Here is a 19,641-nt window from a genome sequence, read left to right as displayed (position 1 = left end):
AGGGGGCTGTTGCGTATGCAACAGCCCCTTGTTTTCATGCATCTTCCCAGACTTTTTCCGCAATGGACCGGATCAGACGGAGCTTGGCCCACTGTTCTTTTTCCGTCAGCAGGTTCCCTTCTTCGGTGGAGGAGAAACCGCACTGGGGACTCAGGCACAGCTGGTCCAGGGGTACGTATTTTTCCGCTTCCCGGATCCGGGCGATGATGTCTTCTTCCTTTTCCAGTTCCGGGGTCTTGGAGGTCACCAGGCCCAGGACCACCTGCTGGTCTTTGATGAACCGGAGAGGTTCGAAGCCTCCGGCCCGGTCGCTGTCGTATTCCAGGAAGAATCCGTCCACATGGCAGCGGCCGAAGAGGGTTTCCGCCACCGGTTCGTAGCCGCCGCTGGAGAACCAGGTGGAACGGAAGTTCCCCCGGCAGATGTGCATGGTGATGGTCATGTCCTCCGGTTTGGCTTCCAGGGCCCGGTTGATCATATCCACATAGTGGTTGGCCAGTTCATCCAGGTCAAAGCCCCGTTCTGCATAGGCTTTCCGCTTGTCTGCGTCGCAGAATTCTCCCCAGCTGGTGTCATCCAGCTGCAGGTACCGGCAGCCGGCAGCGTAGAAGGACCGGATGGCCTGCTGGTAGGCCAGGGCAATGTCCGTGAACAGCCGGTTCTGGTCCTGGTATTGGGGAATGGGTTCATAGTGTTTTTCCCGGACGCAGCAGATCAGATGCAGCATGCTGGGAGAGGGGATGGTCATTTTGGCCAGGGTGTCCCCGGCCGCTTCCTTCAGAAACCGAAAATGGTCCAGGAAGGGGTGGCTGCCGAAGCTGATGGGACCGGTGATCTTGGCGGTCCGGGCTTTGGGCTGGGCCCCTTTGAAATGGACGGACCAGTTTTCTGCGGAAATCTCCGTAACTCCTTCCAGTTCCGTCAGGAAATCCAGGTGCCAGTACCGGCGGCGGAATTCCCCGTCGGTAACGGCCCGGAGTCCCACTTCTTTTTCCTTGGCCACCAGGTCCCGGATGGCTTCGTCTTCCGCAGCCTTCAGGTCAGCGGCAGTGATGGTCCCGGCGGCCAGAGCCTCCCGTTTTTCCTTCAAAGCAGCCGGCCGCAGAAAGCTCCCTACAATATCATACCGAAAAGGCGGTTTGTTCTTTACAGTCATGAATATATCCTCCCACATCATTCACATTTTGTTCATGGGAAAAGTATAGCATACGCATAGGGATTTGGATAATACAGAAAAACAACCAGCTGCCATAGGTTTTAGGAATAACAAAAAAGGCCTGCTGCGCCGGCAGCAGGCCTTTTCTTTAAATCATGATCTCCCTCTTCGCCAGATTCTCGTCGAAGAAGCCTTTTTTCTTTTCTGCTTTGGGAGCGGGAGCCGGGGCGGCGCTGGTGCGGATGTTCTCCACAAACAGCAGCAGCCGGTTGGTCACGTTCACGTCGCTGACCCCGCTGTCGAAGTCCAGGCTCAGCAGGTTCATGTGGGGATAAAGGGATTTGATCTTCTTTTCGATCCCCTTGGAGATGATGTGGTTGGCGATGCAGCCGAAAGGCTGGAGGCTGATTACATTCTCGATGCCGTGCTTGGCGAAGTTCACCACTTCCGCCGGCAGCAGCCACCCTTCCCCGAACTGGGCGGCCATGTTGATGATGTTCTTCCCGTCGTTGGCCAGTTCGAAAATGTCCTCGATGGGAGTGAAGTATCGGAATTCTTCCCCGATCTCGTTGAACTTCTTCACCTGCTTGTTCACCCACATGTACAGCACATCGGCAATCACATTGGGCATATGGTGCCGTTCCAGGCCGAATTTCCGGTTGGTGATCCGGTTCACGAAGGCCTGCATGAAGAAGGGTGTCAGGAGAGGCGGCATCACTTCGATGGAATGCTCCATGAGCCAGCCAGTGATGTTCTTATGGGCGAAGGCGTTGAACTTCAGGTAAATCTCCCCTACGATCCCCACCTGGGGCAGCCGCACATCCGGTTTGGCCAGGTCGTTGAATTCCGCTGCCGCTTCCTTCAGCAGCTTCAGAAGGCCGCTGGAGCTGTTGGCTTCGATTTCCTTCTTGGCCAGATCCAGGTACTTGTCCTTCAGTTCTTCTGCCTTGCCCTTTACGGTTTCCCGGACTACGGAGGCATTGAAGAACTTGGCCAGGCAGTCGGAGAACAATACGGTGGAAACGGTGATCTTGGCAATCTTCAGCCAGTTCAGTTCAAACCCCGGCTGGTCGTTCTGGATGTTCTTGCTGGTGGCCAGGGACAGCACCGGGGTGTCCTTGAACCCGGCGGCAATCAGAGCGTGCTTGATGAGCCCGAAATAGTTGGAGGCTCGGCACTGGCCGCCGGTCTGGGTAATGGCCACAGCCGTGTGGGAGGGGTCGTATTTCCCGGACTGGAGCGCCCGGATAAAGTCCCCCACCACCAGGGTGGCCGGGTAGCACACTTCGTTGTTGGCGAATTTCAGCCCCAGATCCGCACTTTGGACAGTGCTTTCCGGCAGGGTTTCCACATGGAAGCCTGCATTCTTCATCACCGAAGGGATCAGCGGGGAGATGAAGGGAGTGAAATAGGGAGCCAGGATGGTGTAGTCCCGCATGCTCTTTTCGAAGCGGGGAGGCTGTTCGAAGGGGGTGGAAGTGAATTTGGCATCCCGGTTGTACCGGATGCTTTCCACCACGGACCGGACCCGCAGTTTCAGGGAGCCGATATTGGACACATCGTCGATCTTCAGCAGGGTCAGGGCCTTCCCGTGACGCTGGAGGATGCCCCGGACTTCGTCCTGGAGGAAGGCATCCGGGCCGCAGCCGAAGGAGGTCATTTCCATAAAGTGGACGCTGTTGTCCTGACGGGCCACCCAGTCGGCAGCCTTGGAAATCCGGTTGATATAGGCCCACTGGCGGACCAGATAGGAATCATCGATGGTGATGGTGCTGTCATCCCGGACCAGGTCCTCGTTGATCACATTGATGCCCATGGCTGCAATGGATTCGCTGAGTTTGTGCTGGATCAGGGGGTCCGTATGGTAGGGACGTCCTGCCAGCAGGATGGTCAGCTGTTTATTGTCCCGGCTTTTCCGGAGAATTTCCTCATTCTTTGCCTTGATGGCCCGGCCGTATTCTTCCTGGGCCTTCAGGGCCGCCTTCAGGGCCTTGTCCGCGGTGAACCGGTCAAAGCCGATGTAGCTCAGGTATTTCCGGATCTGCTTCTTCAGCAGGGATTCATCCTGGAAGTTGATGGGCGGGGAATCAATGGGGATCTCCGTGTTCACCACGCTTTTGATCACGTCGGAATAGCCGGAGACCACCGGGCAGTTGTAGCTGTTCAGCTGCCGTTTGTCATCCTGCCGTTCGTAGATCACATAGGGCATGAAGATCCGGTTCACCCGCTTCCGGATCAGGTTGTTGATGTGGCCGTGGACCAGTTTGGCCGGGAAGCAGATGTTGTCGCTCATCACATCGTGGATCCCGCCTTCGTAGTTCTTGAAGGTGGAGGGATCGGACAGCTGGACCTTCAGGCCGCAGGTGGTGAACAGGGCATGCCAGAAGGGATAATCCTCGTAGATGTTCAGGCACCGGGGGATCCCGATGACCCGCTGGGCATCCTCGTTTACCGGACGGTCGAAGAGCAGCTTGTATTTGTAGTCGTAGATGTTTTCTCCGGGCTTGTGGTCTTCCCCGTTGTTGGTGAAGAATTTCTCACATTTGTTCCCGGAATAATAGATGCTGCCGTTGCTGAAGTTGTACTTCTTGATCAGGCAGTTGTTTTCGCAGCCGTGGCACTGGAGCTGGCTGTCAGTGTAGTTGGCCACATGGATCATGTCGTCCAGGGTGGCTTCCCCTTCCGCCCGGCTCCGGGCAAACAGGGCACAGCCGTAGGCTCCCATGATTTCCGGGATGTTGCTCCGGTGGACAGTGGTGCCGGTCAGCAGTTCGAAGGCCCGGACCACCGCATCATTCTTCATGGTGCCTCCCTGGAGGACGATGTCGTTCCCCAGGTCATGGGTGTTCTGGAGCTTCAGCACCTTGTACAGGCAGTTTTTGATCACGGAATAGGCCAGACCGGCGGAAATGTCCCCGATGGTGACCCCTTCCCGGAGGCTCTGTTTTACCTTGGAGTTCATGAACACCGTGCACCGGGTACCCAGGTCGCAGGGTTCCTTGGCTTCACAGGCCAGTTTGGCAAAGTCGCTGACGGAATAGTTCAGCCCCTTGGCGAAGGTTTCCAGGAAGGTGCCGCAGCCGGAGGAGCAGGATTCGTTCAGTTCCATCCGGTTCAGGACCCCGTGGTCCACGAAAATGGCCTTCATGTCCTGGCCCCCGATGTCCAGGATAAAGGAAACGTCCTGGTGGATTTTCCGGGCAGCCAGATAATGGGCGATGGTCTCGATGATGCCGGTCTTCAGGTCGAAGGCGGCTTTGATCAGGTCTTCCCCGTAGCCGGTGGAACAGCTGCCCAGGATCCGGGGGTTGGCTCCCACCTTCAGGCATTCTGCATAGAACGCTTCGAAGGCTTCCTGGACGGCGCCGATGGGATTCCCGTTGTTGGGCCCGTAATGGGTGTACAGGATCCGGTCTTCCGGGTCCGTAACCACCAGTTTGGTGGTGGTGGAGCCGGAGTCGATGCCCACATAGACTGCGTCAGTTTCCGGGGTGAGAGGGGTCAGCTGGATGGCGTCCGCTTCCTTGGCCTTTTTCCAGGCGGCATAGTCTTCCGGGGATTTGAAAATGGGAGGCAGCACATCATCGGACCGGACCTTTACCTTGGGGGCGCTTTCCAGTTTCTCCACCAGCTGGTCAAAGGTGATGGAAGGAGCGTCCGCCGCACTGAGGGCAGTGCCGTAGGCCGGGATCAGGTTGGCGTTGTCCGGCACCACGAAATTCACATAGGGAATCTGGAGACAGTCCATGAGAGCCTTCCGCAGAGCGGGCATAAAGGTCAAAGGACCGCCGCAGAGCAGGATCTTGGGCTCGATGGTGCAGCCGTGGCTCAGGGTGGAAATTACCTGGACCGCCACTGCATGGAAAATGGAAATGGCAATGTCTTCCCGGCTCACGTTCTTGGCCAGCAGGTTCTGGATATCCGTTTTGGCAAAAACTCCGCAGCGGGAAGCAATGTAGTGGACGTGCTGGGCCTTTTCCGCCAGCCCGTTCAGCTGTTCGATGGGAATCCCCAACAGCACAGCCATCTGATCCAGGAAGGCCCCGGTGCCGCCGGCACAGTTCCCGTTCATCCGCAGATCACAGCTGCCATCTTTTTTAATATACACGATTTTGGCGTCTTCGCCGCCGATGTCGATCAGGGTGGCCACGTCCGGATATTTGGCTTTGACGAATTTGGTGGCGGCGATGACTTCCTGTTCAAAAGGAATGTTGAATTTTTCCGCCACCCCCATGCCCACGGAACCAGTGATCTTCAGCTTCAGGCTGGCGGCTCCGATCTGGGAACGCAAAGTCTGCAGTTCTTCCCGCAAAACGCCAGCCACATTGGCCTGGTGCCGCTTGTAGCGGGAAAACACCACATGGGAATGATTGTCCAGCACGACGATTTTGCACGTGGTGGACCCGATGTCTAAACCTACACGATACGTACTCATAATGCACCTCATCTTAAAGTGTATTTAATTATAGCACAAATCCCGGAGAACTCCAGTGGTTAATCCAACATAGGGTATGTGGCAGCAGGTCCTGATTGAAACCCTTATCGCAGTGCAGAGTGAAGAGTGCAGAGTGCAGAGAGGTATTGGCGCAATCGGATGGCCCATTGGGTTGCCGCCCCTGGGGCTGTGCCCCCCTGCGACGGATGCGACGAATAGGAGCAACCTAGTCCCGTGGAGCAAGGGGGAAAGGACCCGCAAAGGGAGCAGGGGGTTCCCTCCAAGCCCGGTGTTGGGGGCATAAGGCACTGAAAGGATAATTGTGATACAATGACAGAAAACAAAGAAAGGGAAGGAATCCATCATGGGAATTTCAGTAAGGAAACTTCTCCCAGTCTGCCTGGCCGCCTGGCTGCCGGCGGCTGCCGCCTGGGGATGTACCCTGTTCGGAGCTCAGGGGAGCCGGGTCTTGGGAGGGGGAAGTCTGCTTGTAAAGAATCGGGACTGGCGGCCGGAATATCAGGAAATGCGGCTGGTCCAGGGACCTTTATACCGGTATTATGGAATCTATGGGGGAGCGGAAAACCATATGGCTCTCAAAGGCGGGGTTAATGAAGCCGGCCTGGCGGTGTTCTCAGCATCTGCCAGCAGCATCCCGCGAAAGGAACGGCTGGCCATGGGGCCTTGGGGAAAGGGGGCGCTGAAAGAACTTCTGGGCAGCTGTGCCACAGTAGAAGAGGCGCTGGCCAGGGGTACGGATTTGGGAGGTCCCAAATTCCTGCTGCTGGCAGATGCTTCTGAACTGGCCTGGGTGGAAGTGGGGGATCATGACCAGGTGGCTGTGCGCCGGGTCAGCAACGGTACCCTTTCCCATACCAATTTTTATCTGAGCCCGGAGTTCCAGCGTCTGAATCTGAAAGAGGGCGTTTCGGCCCGGCACCGGTACCGCCGGATCGAAGAACTGCTGGCAAGCCAGCAGACCCCGTATGTGTTGGAAGATTTGATCCGCTTCAGCCAAGACAAGGCGGAAGGACCGGACAACAGCATCTGGCGGCTGGGCAGCCGGCCGGACGGACCTCAGACCCTTGCTGCTTTTGGGGTGTGGCTGCATCCGGGAGCCCGGCCGGATGTGTTTGTCAAGATCCGCTACAGCCCCGGAGACCAGGGAAGGGAGGATGAGTATCAGCTGGATGGAGAACATTTATTTCCCTGATCCATGGGAGAAATGCCCACAACCTGCCAAAATATGATAAAATAATACAATTACAGTGCAAATCCCAGGAGCCCGGCGGACCCGTCGGGGTTCCTGCAGAAACCGATAAAGGAAGGGCAGTATGGAACAGCAAGGACAAACTTCCGGCAACAGCAAGACGAAAAAATTTTTGAAGGGTACTTTGATTCTCACCATTTCCAGCATCGTGGTGAAGGTGATCGGGGCCCTGAACTGGGTGATCCTCTCCCGGGTCATGGGGGGCGAAGGCATTGGTCTGTACCAGATGGGCTTCCCCATCTATCTCATGGCCATCACCGTTTCTTCCGCCGGGATCCCGGTGGCCATTTCCATCATCACCGCGGAAAAAGTGGCCAAGGAGGACTATACCGGGGCCCAGCGGGTGTTCCGGGTATCCCTGCGGATGCTGTTCTGCACCGGGCTGTTCTTCTCCCTGTGCCTGCTGGTGATGGCCAGATGGCTGGTGTCTTCCGGGATCATCCCGGATCCCCGGGCCTACTATTCCATCATCGCCCTGGCACCGGCGGTGTTCTTCGTCACCTTCCTTTCCAGCTTCCGGGGGTACTTCCAGGGCTGGCAGATCATGACTCCCACCGCCTGTTCGGAAATCACCGAGCAGCTGGTCCGGGTGGTCACCATGATCGCCTTTTCCTATCTGCTGATGCCCTACGGTCTCACCTATGCGGCAGCCGGGGCCAGCATGGGGGCTGGGGCCGGGGCCCTGTGCGGCCTCCTGCTCCTCCAGGTGTTCTACCTCCGGCTGAAGCACAAATTCTTCCCCAAAGGGGAACAGAAGGTGCCGGAAGCGGAACAGGAACCGGCCGGGAAAATCATCCGCCGGCTCATCGCCCTGGCCCTGCCCGTATCCATGTCCAGCCTGATGCTGCCCATTGTGTCCAACCTGGACATGATGATCGTGCCCCGGCGGCTCATGGTGGGAGGCTGGTCCATGTCCGAAGCCACTACTCTGTTCGGGTATCTCACCGGCATGGCGGTGCCTCTCATCAACATGTCCACCATCCTGACGGCGGCTCTGTCCATCAGTCTGGTGCCTGCCATCAGTGAATCCCGGGTGCTGGAAGACAGGGAAGGGATCCGGGAAAAAGTGGCGGCGGCCTTCTCCGTGGCGGCGGTAATCACCATTCCCTGCAGCATCGGCCTTCATGTACTGGGAGGACGGGTGGCGGCCCTGATTTATAACGCCCCCAAGGCCGGGCCCTCCATTGAGACCATGAGCTGGGCCATTTTCCTCCTGGGGCTCCATCAGGTGAGCACCGGGATCCTCCAGGGGTTGGGGAAGACCAAGATCCCGGTGATCAATATGATCATTGCGGCGGCTTCCAAAGTGCTCCTGAACTGGAACCTGACCCCCACCCTGGGAATCGTGGGGTCCTCCTGGGCCACTGTGGCGGATATCGGGATCGCCGCCATCCTGAACCTTTTCTTCATTAAAAAGTACACCGGCTTCTCCCTGGAACTGAAGCAGCTGGGAAAAACCGCCCTGGCTGCCCTGGTCATGGGAGCGGCGGTGAAAGGCTTCCTGGCCCTGGTGCCCAACTGGGGTGCCTGGAGCATCCTGGGCGGCATGGCCGTAGCCATTCCCGTCTACGGCCTCCTGCTCCTGGTGCTGAAGACCATGCCCGAAGAAGAACTGAACCAGATCCCCTTCCTGGGAAGGAGAATGGTGATGGTGGGGAAGAAACTGAAATTGCTGTAAAAAAGAGGCTGTTGCGCGTGCAACAGCCTCTTTTTTCATTCCTTCTCTTTCACCACAGCCAGCAGGCTGATTTCCACCGGAGCGTTGCCCGGGAGCCCGGCCATGCCCAGGGCACAGCGGGCACACCGGCCGGCGTCTCCCAGTTCATTCAGCAGGTATTCAGAAGCAAAATCCGCCAGTTTGGGGTGGGCGGTAAAATCCGGAGCTCCGTTCACGTACACGTCCATCCGCAGGATCCTTTCCAGCATTTCTCCGGTCCGGAGCTGGTTCCGGGCGGCTGTCAGGGCATTGGCCGCCGCCTGGACCACCGCCTCCCGATAGGTTTCCAGGGGAACCGCCCCCTGGACTTTGCCCTGCATGATCAGGACGCCTTCTTTCCGGGGGGTCATGCCGGCAGTGGCAATGAGCCGTCCGCTGCGGGCTGCCGGTACATATTTCCCCTGAGGGATGGGATCTTTCATTGGAAGACTCCTTTCTCAGCAGCCCTGGGCTTTGGCAATGTCCCAGGTGACTTCCAGGAAACGGTCGATATCGCTGAAGTCGTGGCAGTGGAGAGGGGATACCCGCAGCAGGCCGGTGCGGCCCAGGGATTCCACGATCCGCTTGGAATATTCACTGGTGTTGATCCGTTCGAAGACCAGTACCCCCCGTTTGTCATATTCTTCCCGGAGTGTGGTGTAATCCATCCCTTTCAGACCCATGGCCACCACCAGGTCCCGGCTGTCATCCACCGGTCCGTCGAAATACAGCTCCACTCCCGGGATGTGGCGCAGACCCGGCAGGGCTTCGGTGCCTTCCAGCATCCGTTCCAACAGGCTGTTTTCGTGGGCGTGGCAGTACTGGAAACCTGTTACATACTGGGTACGCCGATCCTGGCTGTCCGTATAGTGACGGCCGATCCAGCAGATGTAGTCCACCATGGCACTCATGGCTGCGAAGTTGGCGTGCGGGTAGGTGCCCAGCTCCCATTCCTTTTCCGGTTTGGCCAGCAGTTTGTCATGGGGCAGGGCGGCCACCCGGTCAGAGACGTATCCATAGCCGCAGCCCCGGATCCCCATGGCTTTGTAGGGAGCGATCACCAGTCCGTCCAGCTGCAGGTCATGGGCGTACAGGGCTGCATGGGGAGCGTGCTGTACCGCATCAGAGAGGATGAACAGATCCGGTTTGATCTGCCGGGCTTTTTCCACGATTTCCTTCATGGGGAACACTTTCCCGGAGATGTTGGAGGCACTCATGACACTGAGCAGGCAGGTGTCCTGGTCCACCAGCTTCAGGATTTCCTCCACATCCACCCCGCCGGTTTCCGGATTGGCCCTGGCCACCCGGAATTCCTTCCCGGTCTTTTCCGCATACATCCGGGCGGCATCGTAGGCGGAAGGATGCTCGATGGCCGTGGTGACCACATTGGTCCCCGGCACATTTTCCACAATGGCCCGGGTGATACTGAAGGTGACCTTGGAAGGGGTTAGTTCCGTCACCAGGGCTCCTTCTCCCGGGGCAGCGCCAAAAAGCACTTCCATCAGGTCCCGGATCCCCTTGTCCTTCACTTCATGGAGCTTCAGGGAAACATCATGATACCGGAGGGGACAGTCAGGGATCTGCTCATAGCGGGCCTTGGCTTCCACACAGGCTTTGAGACGGAGGGAGCCTCCGGAGTTTTCAAAGAACAGCCGTTTCCGGCCCAGGGGATTCTCATCCATATAACAGAATCTGCTTTTGATTTCCTTCTGCAGTTCCGGATCGAATACAAAATGTTTTTCCATAGTTTGGCCTCCTGTACTGAATTTACCTGCTGTTACCGGCTGCGGTACCGTTCCATGATCTGGAGCACCCGGTCAATGGCATCATGGGTATTTTGGGGATCCTGGGAGAAGTTCACCCGGAAACTGTGGGTGAACTGGGGACCGAATTCTGTGCCCGGAGTGATGATGACACCGGTGAGTTTCCGGACGATCTTGGCAAAATCACTGATGCTCACGTCCATAGGCGGCAGAGTGGGAAAAATATAGCTGCCTCCTTCGGTTTTCCGGACGCTGCATCCTGCATGGCTCCGGACCAGGGCAATCAGATCATCCCGGATGGCCTGATGGACGGCAATCCGGTCCTTCAGCCATCCTTCCGGTTCCCGGAACCAGCTGCGGAACACATACTGGCTGTAGCCCGGGGCCCGGAGGGTCACAATGGCCTGGAGTTTTTCCATCCGGTCGATGATCCAGGAGGAACCGAAAGCCGTGCCCAGACGGAACCCGCTGAGAGATTCGGTCTTGGACGGTCCCATGATGGTCAGCAGGCTGTCCGGACGGTCGGCTTCGGGCAGGGCCCGGAGATGGGTATAGGGATGATTGTCGAAGATCTGCCGGGAATACAGCTGGTCCACCAGGAGGATTACATGGTATTTTTTCGCCAGCCGGGCGATTTCCCGGGTCTCCTCTTCAGAAAAGATCACGCCGGTGGGGTTGTTGGGGTTGGAATACAGGAACAGCTTCACACCCTGTTTGAAAGATTCTTCCAGGGCCGCCAGATTCACTCCGGCATTTTTATCCTGGCTCAGGTAGTCCAGTTTCACAGGAACCAGTTCCCCTTCAAAGAATTCCACCAGTTTCCGGTTGTCGAAGTAATCCGGTTCCACGATGGCCACTTTGTCGCCCCGGCCCACCAGGCTGCCCAGGGCCAGGAACAGGGCACCCTGGGTCCCGGGGGTCAGGATCAGTTCCGTTTCCGGGTCGATGGGAGCTCCGGTGAAGGCTGCCAGTTTGGCTGCCACATCTTTCCGGATATCTTCTCCGCCCCGGTATTCCGTATAGGCCACGCAGCCCCCTTTCCGGAACCCTTCCACAAAGGTTTCCAGGGTGCCGGGAGCCGGCTGGTGGGCGTCCACGTCGCCGTGAGAGAAGTTGACCGCCGGACCGGGCAGGGGTTCTCCCCTCAGATCCAGTTCCACTTTTTGCTGCCGGCTTTCCTGCCCCGGAGCATTGTCGATTCCCAAACGCTGGAATTTTGCTGTCATCAGATCCATGGTTGATTCTCCTTTTTTATAGATTGCGCTGTTGCTGGATGTTTTTTACATTCCCGGGAGGACAGTGGCTTTTGCCTGCTGGCAGCGGCAGATGACGGAGGCAGACGCTTTCTTTCCGGGAGCTGGGGCGGATGCCAGTTTTCCTGCCAGACGGGTCCGGATGAATTCGTCTTTTTCCAAACCAGTCAGTAATTTATCCATGAAGCTCTTTTTCATAGCACTCACCCTTTCTTTATCAATCTTTCTGTTTCCCAGGAATGTTTTCCTTGGATGGTTTCAGTATAAGTCAGAAGGAAACAGTTGTAAAACAACTTATTTTACTTTATAATATTCTAAAAACGATTATTAAAAGGAGCGGAAAAATGGATACGGAATCACTCTACCTGTTCCGGGATCTTTGCCGGACCCGGAATATGACCCAGACCGCCAAGAATTTTTATCTGACCCAATCCACCCTCAGCAAACGGCTGGCCCGGCTGGAAGAGGAACTGGGGTATCCGCTGCTGCTGCGGAGCAAAGGGAGGCAGGAAGCGGAACTGACCGGGAAGGGAGAACAGTTCCTGGGGGTGGCGGTCCATATGCTGGAATTGTATGAGGAAGGGCTTTCTTTCCGGGAAGAAAAGGAACGGTATCTGCTGCGGCTTGGGTGCATGCGCAGTGCCCAGGAATATTTCCTGGCCGGGTTCCTCCAGGATTACCTGGGGGAGCATCCCAGGTGCAGCCTTACCCTGGAAGACCATCACAGTGTGGAAATCCGGGATTTGCTGCTGGAAGGGATGCTGGATGTGGGCATTGTGCAGTTTCCCCTTTCCAACAGGGGACTGGTCAGTGTGCTGCTCCACGAAGAGCCGTTCCTGGTGGTGATGAAGGATCCGGGACACTTCCAGGGGAAAAAGGTCATTTCCATGGAAGAACTCAACGGGAAACAGGAAATCTTCCAGATCTTTACGGAAGAATTCCGCAGCTGGCATGATCAGTACTGGCGGGCCATGGACAGCAAGATCCGGGTGAACAGCACCCCCACCGCCGAAAAGTATTTCCAGGCTCCGGAAGACTGGATGCTGGTGCCCCGGTCGGTGGCCGCCGCCATGGGCGAAAGAGGATTTTCCGTATTCCCCCTGGCGGAAAGGACTCCTTTCCACCGGCTGTACCTGGCCTGCCGTCAGGGAGAAGACCGGCTCTGGGTAAAAGAAATGGCCACCGCCCTCCAAAAGCATTTTCAGGAATTGGAAAAAGGAGCTGTGAAGAAATGAGGATTCATTTCTTCACAGCTCCTTTTTTATCCCACCGGCCTTGCAAAATTCAGCGGATTCACCGGGCTTCCGTTCTGGCGCACTTCGAAATGCACGTGAGGGCCGGTGCTGTAGCCGCTGCTGCCGGCGTAGCCGATGATGTCTCCCCGGCGTACGGTCTGGCCCGGCTGGACGGCGATGGCGCTCATGTGGCCGTAGCAGGTGGTGAGCCCGTTGCCGTGATTGATGCTGACGAACCGGCCGTAGCCCCCGTTCCACTGGGCATCTTCCACCGTTCCGGCAGCGGATGCCTTGATGGGGGTGCCGTAATCCACGGCGATGTCCACCCCGGGATGGTAATCACTGCCGTTCCCGAAAGGATCTGCCCGGAGCCCGAAGAAGGAACTGATTTCTCCGCCGCTCACCGGCCAGCCGTAGGTGCCGTCCCCGGTATCCGACAGGGCCAGCAGCATGTTGGTGAGGTTTTCCTTCTTGTAGGCCAGCTTTTTCCAGTTGATTTCATCCTGGACTTCCAGTACGGAAAGCTGGTCAGCGGTGGTGGAGCCTCCCTGGCCCCCTTTGTCCAGTTCCTTGGACTTTTTGTCCACGGCATCTTCTCCGATTTTTACTCCGTCCTTGGCCAGCTTCTGACGGACGGCGTTTTCCACCTGGACCACCTGGGCCAGTTCCCGCTGGAGCTTTTCGTTGTCATCCATAAGCTTGGCCAGCCGTTCCGTATAGACCCCATAGTCCGCCCGGTAGTTGGCCAGTTCCGTCTGTTCGTCCCAGGCCTTGAACAGCAGCCCGGCACACACCGCCAGCCCCATCAGGCTGGCCAGGAAGGCACCGCAGAAGCCCACCAGCAGCTTGGGCCCTGCATGGAATTCCTGGATTTGCCCGTCTGCATCTTTCCACTGGAAAGAAAAACCGGCTCCCACCAGGTGCCCGGAAGGGAGGATCCCCTTGATTCCTTTCAATTTATCCGTCAGTTCCTTTTTCTCCATACCTGCTCCTTACAAAAAGGACGTGCCGGCGGCACGTCCTGTACAACTCTTCGATTGTTCTGCACATCTTGACTACCGGGTCAATATTTTATCGCGAAAATCCGGTGCCTTCAACCGTTTCCCCAAAAAATTTACAAATTGTTAAATCTCCGCCAACTGCTTCTTTTCCCACTCCAGCTTCCGGGTTTCCCGCTGGATGGCTTCCTGGAGGATCAGGGCGTGGCCGTATTCTTTTTCCCGGTCTTCCTGGGTGGGGAACAGCAGCTGCCAGCGGAGCCGGAGGTGGGCCAGCCGTTCTTCGTGGCGTTGGATGTCTTCCAGGAACAGCTGACGGAGCTGGGGATCTTTCCGGCTGCGGATCAGGTACAGTTTCATGGTGAATTCGTCCCGGGTGGGCATGATGCTGCCCAAAGGCTGGGCCAGCCAGTCCCGAAGCCGCTGGCGGCCGGAAGGGGCCAGGCGGTAGTATTTTTTCTGGAGCTTGGTGCCCACGGTGCCGGTATAGCTGGTGATCTGTCCACTTTCTTCCAGCTTCCGGAGTTCCGGATAGACCTGGCTGTGCCGGGCGCTCCAGAAGTCTCCCACTTCCTGGGCAAAGATCTTCCTGATGTCGTAGCCGGTGAGATCCTGCTTGGCCAAAAGGCCCAGCAGAACATACTGGAGGGTGTTTTCTTTCGTCATGGGAGGGCTCCTTTCTTCCGTTGTATTATATCATAGAAAAAAGGACATCCAGGCATATTGACAGCCTGTCTGCCAACATGCTACACTCGTGACAACCAAAATATGTAAATATTTACATGTTTTCCTTCAGCAGGAGGAAGACAGTCTGAGAGCGAGCAAGGGAGGCAGTTTTATGAAAATGAAAGGAAAAATGAGCCGGCTGGTGCTGTCCAGTCTGCTGCTGCTGGGCATGACGGGATTTTCCGGGGCAGAAGGGGCAGAGCATTATGCCAGCAAGACCCTGGAGGTGACTCCGGTGAAAACGGAAGTGAAGCAGATTTCCGGTGTGGTCTATGAACAGGTGCCCACCCGGGGCTATCCCAATGTGCCCATGGCCATGGATCTGCTCCAGCCCCAGAAAAAAGAGAAAATGCCCGCCATCGTCTTTGTAACCGGTGGGGGCTTCATCAACGCCAACCGGGACAACGGGGTCCAGCTGCGGAACTACCTGGCGGAAAAAGGCTATGTGGTAGCCAGCATTACCTACCGGGTGGCGCCCACCGCCCGGTTCCCGGAACCTCTGGAAGATGTGAAGGCATCCATCCGGTATCTTCGGGCCCATGCGGACAAATGGAACATCGACAAAAACCGGATCGGCATCGTGGGAGGCAGCGCCGGGGGTTATCTCTCCGCTTTTGCAGGGACCACCAGCGGCACCAGGACCTTTGACAAAGGAGAAAATCTCCAGGAATCCAGCCAGGTGAACTGTGCCGTGGATCTCTACGGGCTCTCCGACCTGAGTCGGGTGGGCATGGACTACAGCCCGGAAAACCAGAAGCTCCATCAGTCCGCCGGAGCCACGGAAGCCCTGTGGATCAATGGCAGCCCGGTGTTCGGCGGAAAAGACGGCGGGGTCAGCGCCGATCCCAAAGCCACGGAAGCAGCCAACCCCATTGCCTATATCGGGAAAAACAGCGCCCCCATGCTGCTGATGCACGGGACGGCGGACAAAGTGGTGTCCCCGGGCCAGACGGACCTGCTGTACCAGGCCCTGAAAGCCAAGGGAGTTCCGGCAGAACGGTATGAGATTCCGGGAGCCGCCCATGGAGGCGTGTACTGGGTTCAGGACAATGTGCTCCAGGTGATTGGAGATTTCTTTGACAAGTATCTGAAATAAAAGGAGAGAAACCATGGAAGATCAGAAAATCATGCCGGTGGTGTTTTCCGGCCATGGCAGCCCCATGATTGCCCTGGCACACAATGCAATCACGGAAGGGATGGACCGGATCGGCCGGGCCGTGGAAAAGCAGTTCGGCAAACCCAAGGCCATCCTCATGGTGTCCGCCCACTGGTACACCCACGGGACCTTCGTCCAGAGCGCCCCGGAACCCCGGCAGATCTATGACATGTACGGCTTCCCCAAGGAATTGTATGAAGTGAAGTATCCTGCCAAAGGGGATCGGGAACTGACCGGGAAGGTGCAGGAACTGCTGGGTTCCGCCGTGGCCGTCAATGACGACTGGGGCATCGATCACGGGGCCTGGACGGTGCTGGTGCATATGTTCCCCAAGGCGGATATTCCCGTGGTCCAGCTGTCCGTGGACGGGGATATTTCCCATGAGGAAGAATTTCAGCTGGGCCGGAAGCTGGCAGATCTCCGGAAACAGGGATATCTGATCCTGGGCAGCGGCAACGTGGTCCACAACCTCCGGGAAGTGGAATGGGACAACAAGGGCGGTTCTGCCGCCACTCTCCGGTTCAATGACTATATTACCGAAGCGGTGCTCCAGGGAGACACGGACAAGGTGATCGGGTTCGGATCCCATCCGGATGCGGCGTATGCCGTACCCACTCCGGACCACTACCTGCCCCTTCTGGTGTGCCTGGGAGCCGCCGGAAGCGACCGGGCCCAGGTGTTCAACAAAGTTTGCAACCTGGGATCCATGGCTATGACCGGGTATGCCTGGGGGATGGAGAAATAAAGAGAATACAGGGCTGCTGCAGGAACTGTTGCATATGCAACAGTTCCTTTTTAATTAATAAAAATTCTTAAAAATACTTGCGCTTCTGGAAGCTATATCGTATAATATGGCTAACTGTAAACGGCATAAATACAATTGAAAAAATAAAGGAGGAACAAAGATGGCTTATCAGACGATTTACCCCTATACCAATGAAGTGCTCCAGTCCTATGAAAATCTGTCCGATGCTGGGGTGGAAAAAGCCCTGGAACGGGCCTATGGACAATATCAGGCCTGGCAGCAAGACAATGATGTGGAAGGCCGGAAAGCTGTCCTGCGTCAGGTAGCCGCACTGCTCCGGAGGGATTTGGACCGGTATGCGGAAACCATGACCAAAGACATGGGCAAACTGTTTGTGGAAGCCCAGGGAGAAGTGGCCCTCTGCGCCGCCATTGCCGAATATTATGCGGACCAGGCGGATGGATTCCTGGCTCGGGAACCGGTGGAAACCCCTGCCGGCAAAGCCTATATCCTGAAACAGGCCCGAGGTGTGATCATGGCGGTGGAACCCTGGAATTTTCCCTTCTATCAGGTGATGCGGGTGTTTGCTCCCAACTTCATCATAGGGAATCCGCTGCTGCTGAAACATGCCTCCAACTGTCCTGGCTCTGCCCTGGCCTTTGAAGCCCTGGTCCGGGAAGCGGGGGCTCCGGAAGGAGCTTTCCAGAATCTGTTTGCCAGCTATGATCAGGTTTCCCGGATCATCGAGGATCCCCGGGTGGCCGGAGCCTGCCTGACAGGATCGGAACGGGGAGGTTCCTCTGTAGCAGAACATGCCGGAAAGGCCCTGAAGCCTTCCTCCCTGGAATTGGGGGGCAACGATGCCTTCATTGTCCTGGATGATGCGGATATGGACGAAGTGAAGTCCCAGCTGTTTGCCGCCCGTTTGTACAATGCAGGGCAGGTCTGTGTTTCTTCCAAACGGTTTATCGTGACGGAAAAGAACTATCACCGGTTCCTCCAGGATCTGACGGAAGTCTTTGCTTCCGCCCAATGGGGGGATCCCATGGATCCGGCTACCACGCTGGCACCTCTGTCCTCCGCCACGGCCAAGCGGGATGTGCTGGCCGCCATTGACCAGGCTGTCCAGGCCGGTGCCCGGGTGGTGTACGGGAACCAGCCTATCGAGAGCCCCGGTTATTTCGTGATGCCCACCATCCTGACCGATGTGACGAAAGACAATCCCCTCTACAACAAAGAAGTCTTCGGCCCGGTAGGTGTGGTATACAAAGTCCGGAACGAAGAGGAAGCCATTGCCTTGGCCAATGATTCCAGTTATGGACTGGGGAACACGGTGTTCAGCAGTGATATGGACCATGCAGGCCGGGTGGCGGCCCGGATCGAAACCGGTATGAGCTTCATCAATCATGGCTGGACCTCTCTGCCGGAACTGCCCTTCGGAGGCGTAAAGAATTCCGGTTACGGCCACGAACTGTCCCGGAGCGGATTCGATACCTTCGTGAATCAGCACCTGGTGTTCATTCCTCAGGCTGTATGGGAACGGCACGGGAAGTAAAAATTAAAAGGGGGTGTGATTTTTTCACACCCCCTTTTTTTACGCCCAATCCCCGTCCACGAACACGGGCACCCGGGTGCCGTCTTTCCGGATCCCGGTGATGGAAAGATCCGGGCTGCCCACCATGAAGTCCACGTGGATCATGGAATCGTTGAGGCCGGCTTTTTTCTGCTCTTCTTCGCTCATGTCCGCTCCCTTTTCCACACAGGTGGGGTAGGCATCTCCCAGGGCCAGGTGGCAGGAGGCGTTTTCGTCCAGGAGGGTTTCGTAGAAAACCCTGTCCATAAGGGAAATGGGGGAGTGGTAGGGGATGAGAGCCACTTCCCCCAGCCGGCAGGCTCCTTCGTCCATTTTCAGCAGGTCTTTCAGGATTTCTTCTCCTTTTTCTGCAGTGGCTTCCACCACTTTTCCGTTTTTAAAGGACAGCCGGAAATTTTCAATGAGATTGCCGCTGTACACCAGAGGCCGGGTGCTGCACACCACCCCGTCCACCCGGTCCGCCTGGGGAGCGGAATAGACTTCTTCCGTGGGGATGTTGGCGTTGAACAAAAAGCCCCGGCCGGTAGTTTCGGCTCCGCCCTGCCAGATGTGACGGTCTGGCAGGCCTACGGTGAGATGGGTGCCCAGGCTGTTTCTATATTCCAGGGCAGTGAACTGCAGGGCGGTCAGCCATTCCCGCCGCTGTTTCAGCTCTGCCAGATGCTTGTCCCAGTCCGCCAGCGGGTCTTCTCCCAGGCACCGGGCCGCATCCAGCAGCTGGATCCACAGCCGGTCCCTTCCTTCCTGTTCCGGCAGATCCGGATACAGCAGGCGGGCCCAAACGGTACTGGGGACGGCGGCCACCAGCCAGTTGGTCTTGGAAGCCATCATCCCGTCGGAATACTCCTTTACCGCCTGGTGGAACGCCTTCTGCCAGGCCATGATCTTGTTCCGGTCGATGCCCTTCATGGCATAGGGGTCTGCGGAGATTAGGCTCAGGAAGGCCGCTCCCTTCCGGTAGTAGTACAGGTTGAATTCGCTGCGCCAGCCCGGGACGGATTCAAACTTGTCCTGGGTTTCATATTCGTACCGGAGCCGGGTGGTGCCGTTGCAGTACCAGTTGAACACCACCTGGGAAGCACCGGCCCGGTAGGCCTCTTCCGTCAGCAGAGTGGAGAAGGAACTGGCCTCCACCGGGGCGTTGATCACCAGGATCTGGTCCTTCTGGAGGCAGATCCCTTTTTTCACCAGCACCCGGGCATACAAAGGCAGCTGCCGGGTCAGGGTTTCCTGTATATCCATGGAAAATCTCTCCTTTACTGTGTCAGTATGAATCTATTATAGCGGAAAAACAGGAACAGGCCAATGGAAGGGAGCGGGGCCAACGCCCCTACGGTTTGTACTGGCTCAAAATCAATTTGCTGAAATGGATTTCTTTTGGCCGCTGACCGTTGAGAAGGCTGCTGTGCAGGCAGCGCCTCTTTTTATATTTGTACCAAATGATACAAAAACTTTTGATAATGGAACAAAGTCAGGAAAAACTCTTAAATTTCCACAAAGTTTATGTTACAAAAATAGATACAGTATAGTATAATGGGTCTATAGTATACCAGCAGGAATTTCTCTGTTTTTGTTGAAATACTATATTGTTACCGCAATTTTATTTTTCATTGA

General features: G+C 56.7%; 15 protein-coding genes. 6 read left to right on the top strand and 9 right to left on the bottom strand.

The features are described 5' to 3' along the window. Window positions 1-34: 34 nt before the first annotated feature. A complete protein-coding gene (locus tag ACTQY1_RS00850) occupies window positions 35-1,156 on the bottom strand; it encodes a 5-methyltetrahydropteroyltriglutamate--homocysteine S-methyltransferase (RefSeq protein WP_022487966.1) in 1,122 nt (373 codons plus the stop codon). A gap of 148 nt (window positions 1,157-1,304) precedes the next feature. Next, a complete protein-coding gene (locus ACTQY1_RS00845; protein ID WP_441373725.1) occupies window positions 1,305-5,591 on the bottom strand; it encodes an acyl-CoA dehydratase activase-related protein in 4,287 nt (1,428 codons plus the stop codon). A 364-nt stretch (window positions 5,592-5,955) separates the two neighbouring features. Between ACTQY1_RS00845 and ACTQY1_RS00840 the strand changes: the two genes are divergently transcribed. Both ACTQY1_RS00840 and ACTQY1_RS00835 read left to right on the top strand, forming a co-directional pair. Next, window positions 5,956-6,804 (top strand): carcinine hydrolase/isopenicillin-N N-acyltransferase family protein, encoded by an 849-nt coding sequence (locus ACTQY1_RS00840; protein WP_154487515.1) that lies wholly within the window; start codon window positions 5,956-5,958, stop codon window positions 6,802-6,804. 121 nt (window positions 6,805-6,925) lie between these two features. Continuing rightward, window positions 6,926-8,539 carry a putative polysaccharide biosynthesis protein gene (locus tag ACTQY1_RS00835; protein ID WP_154487517.1) on the top strand — a complete coding sequence of 538 codons (1,614 nt, stop codon included), beginning with the start codon at window positions 6,926-6,928 and terminating at the stop codon, window positions 8,537-8,539. Window positions 8,540-8,574: 35 nt separating this feature from the next. On the opposite strand, the gene ACTQY1_RS00830 is transcribed toward ACTQY1_RS00835, so the two are convergent. From ACTQY1_RS00830 to ACTQY1_RS00815, 4 genes are read right to left on the bottom strand one after another with little or no spacing between them, the layout of a single operon-like run. Next, window positions 8,575-9,000 carry a RidA family protein gene (locus ACTQY1_RS00830; RefSeq protein WP_317424034.1) on the bottom strand — a complete coding sequence of 142 codons (426 nt, stop codon included), beginning with the start codon at window positions 8,998-9,000 and terminating at the stop codon, window positions 8,575-8,577. 15 nt (window positions 9,001-9,015) lie between these two features. After that, window positions 9,016-10,302 carry an aminotransferase class V-fold PLP-dependent enzyme gene (locus ACTQY1_RS00825; protein ID WP_154487521.1) on the bottom strand — a complete coding sequence of 429 codons (1,287 nt, stop codon included), beginning with the start codon at window positions 10,300-10,302 and terminating at the stop codon, window positions 9,016-9,018. A gap of 32 nt (window positions 10,303-10,334) precedes the next feature. Further along, window positions 10,335-11,555 (bottom strand): pyridoxal phosphate-dependent aminotransferase, encoded by a 1,221-nt coding sequence (locus ACTQY1_RS00820; protein ID WP_154487523.1) that lies wholly within the window; start codon window positions 11,553-11,555, stop codon window positions 10,335-10,337. 45 nt (window positions 11,556-11,600) lie between these two features. Next, window positions 11,601-11,756: a hypothetical protein gene (locus ACTQY1_RS00815; protein WP_441373724.1), complete on the bottom strand. Its 156-nt coding sequence runs from the start codon at window positions 11,754-11,756 to the stop codon at window positions 11,601-11,603. A 161-nt stretch (window positions 11,757-11,917) separates the two neighbouring features. Between ACTQY1_RS00815 and ACTQY1_RS00810 the strand changes: the two genes are divergently transcribed. Beyond that, a complete protein-coding gene (locus ACTQY1_RS00810) occupies window positions 11,918-12,808 on the top strand; it encodes a LysR family transcriptional regulator (protein WP_441373723.1) in 891 nt (296 codons plus the stop codon). Window positions 12,809-12,834: 26 nt separating this feature from the next. On the opposite strand, the gene ACTQY1_RS00805 is transcribed toward ACTQY1_RS00810, so the two are convergent. Together ACTQY1_RS00805 and ACTQY1_RS00800 are read right to left on the bottom strand one after the other, a co-directional pair. After that, on the bottom strand, window positions 12,835-13,791 hold the full coding sequence (locus ACTQY1_RS00805) for a M23 family metallopeptidase (protein WP_022487970.1): 957 nt from the start codon (window positions 13,789-13,791) through the stop codon (window positions 12,835-12,837). 141 nt (window positions 13,792-13,932) lie between these two features. Further along, complete coding sequence (locus ACTQY1_RS00800) at window positions 13,933-14,472, bottom strand: PadR family transcriptional regulator (protein WP_022487971.1); 540 nt, start codon at window positions 14,470-14,472, stop codon at window positions 13,933-13,935. A gap of 172 nt (window positions 14,473-14,644) precedes the next feature. Here ACTQY1_RS00800 and ACTQY1_RS00795 point away from each other — a divergent pair, with 172 nt between their 5' ends. The 3 genes from ACTQY1_RS00795 (at window position 14,645) to ACTQY1_RS00785 (ending at window position 17,988) form a co-directional block, all read left to right on the top strand. Next, window positions 14,645-15,628: an alpha/beta hydrolase gene (locus ACTQY1_RS00795; protein WP_022487972.1), complete on the top strand. Its 984-nt coding sequence runs from the start codon at window positions 14,645-14,647 to the stop codon at window positions 15,626-15,628. A gap of 13 nt (window positions 15,629-15,641) precedes the next feature. Further along, complete coding sequence (gene ygiD, locus ACTQY1_RS00790) at window positions 15,642-16,433, top strand: 4,5-DOPA dioxygenase extradiol (RefSeq protein WP_022487973.1); 792 nt, start codon at window positions 15,642-15,644, stop codon at window positions 16,431-16,433. Window positions 16,434-16,593: 160 nt separating this feature from the next. After that, on the top strand, window positions 16,594-17,988 hold the full coding sequence (locus ACTQY1_RS00785) for an NAD-dependent succinate-semialdehyde dehydrogenase (RefSeq protein WP_022487974.1): 1,395 nt from the start codon (window positions 16,594-16,596) through the stop codon (window positions 17,986-17,988). Window positions 17,989-18,027: 39 nt separating this feature from the next. Here ACTQY1_RS00785 and ACTQY1_RS00780 read toward each other — a convergent pair whose 3' ends face one another. Continuing rightward, a complete protein-coding gene (locus ACTQY1_RS00780; protein ID WP_441373722.1) occupies window positions 18,028-19,269 on the bottom strand; it encodes an aminopeptidase in 1,242 nt (413 codons plus the stop codon). Between the last annotated feature and the right edge of the window lie 372 nt (window positions 19,270-19,641).

The organism is Acidaminococcus sp. HCP3S3_G9_1, assembly GCF_052122455.1.
GTDB lineage: Bacteria > Bacillota > Negativicutes > Acidaminococcales > Acidaminococcaceae > Acidaminococcus.
This window is presented reverse-complemented; position numbering and strand designations above follow the sequence as displayed.

What these genes read in the sequence shown, in the direction of transcription:
- ACTQY1_RS00810 (WP_441373723.1), top strand. Translation starts at nt 11,918, where the DNA reads ATGGATACGGAATCACTCTACCTGTTCCGGGATCTTTGCCGGACCCGG.
- ACTQY1_RS00815 (WP_441373724.1), bottom strand. Translation starts at nt 11,756, where the DNA reads ATGGATAAATTACTGACTGGTTTGGAAAAAGACGAATTCATCCGGACC.
- ACTQY1_RS00850 (WP_022487966.1), bottom strand. Translation starts at nt 1,156, where the DNA reads ATGACTGTAAAGAACAAACCGCCTTTTCGGTATGATATTGTAGGGAGC.
- ACTQY1_RS00820 (WP_154487523.1), bottom strand. Translation starts at nt 11,555, where the DNA reads ATGGATCTGATGACAGCAAAATTCCAGCGTTTGGGAATCGACAATGCT.
- ACTQY1_RS00805 (WP_022487970.1), bottom strand. Translation starts at nt 13,791, where the DNA reads ATGGAGAAAAAGGAACTGACGGATAAATTGAAAGGAATCAAGGGGATC.
- ACTQY1_RS00785 (WP_022487974.1), top strand. Translation starts at nt 16,594, where the DNA reads ATGGCTTATCAGACGATTTACCCCTATACCAATGAAGTGCTCCAGTCC.
- ACTQY1_RS00825 (WP_154487521.1), bottom strand. Translation starts at nt 10,302, where the DNA reads ATGGAAAAACATTTTGTATTCGATCCGGAACTGCAGAAGGAAATCAAA.
- ACTQY1_RS00780 (WP_441373722.1), bottom strand. Translation starts at nt 19,269, where the DNA reads ATGGATATACAGGAAACCCTGACCCGGCAGCTGCCTTTGTATGCCCGG.
- ACTQY1_RS00800 (WP_022487971.1), bottom strand. Translation starts at nt 14,472, where the DNA reads ATGACGAAAGAAAACACCCTCCAGTATGTTCTGCTGGGCCTTTTGGCC.
- ygiD (WP_022487973.1), top strand. Translation starts at nt 15,642, where the DNA reads ATGGAAGATCAGAAAATCATGCCGGTGGTGTTTTCCGGCCATGGCAGC.
- ACTQY1_RS00845 (WP_441373725.1), bottom strand. Translation starts at nt 5,591, where the DNA reads ATGAGTACGTATCGTGTAGGTTTAGACATCGGGTCCACCACGTGCAAA.
- ACTQY1_RS00835 (WP_154487517.1), top strand. Translation starts at nt 6,926, where the DNA reads ATGGAACAGCAAGGACAAACTTCCGGCAACAGCAAGACGAAAAAATTT.
- ACTQY1_RS00830 (WP_317424034.1), bottom strand. Translation starts at nt 9,000, where the DNA reads ATGAAAGATCCCATCCCTCAGGGGAAATATGTACCGGCAGCCCGCAGC.
- ACTQY1_RS00795 (WP_022487972.1), top strand. Translation starts at nt 14,645, where the DNA reads ATGAAAATGAAAGGAAAAATGAGCCGGCTGGTGCTGTCCAGTCTGCTG.
- ACTQY1_RS00840 (WP_154487515.1), top strand. Translation starts at nt 5,956, where the DNA reads ATGGGAATTTCAGTAAGGAAACTTCTCCCAGTCTGCCTGGCCGCCTGG.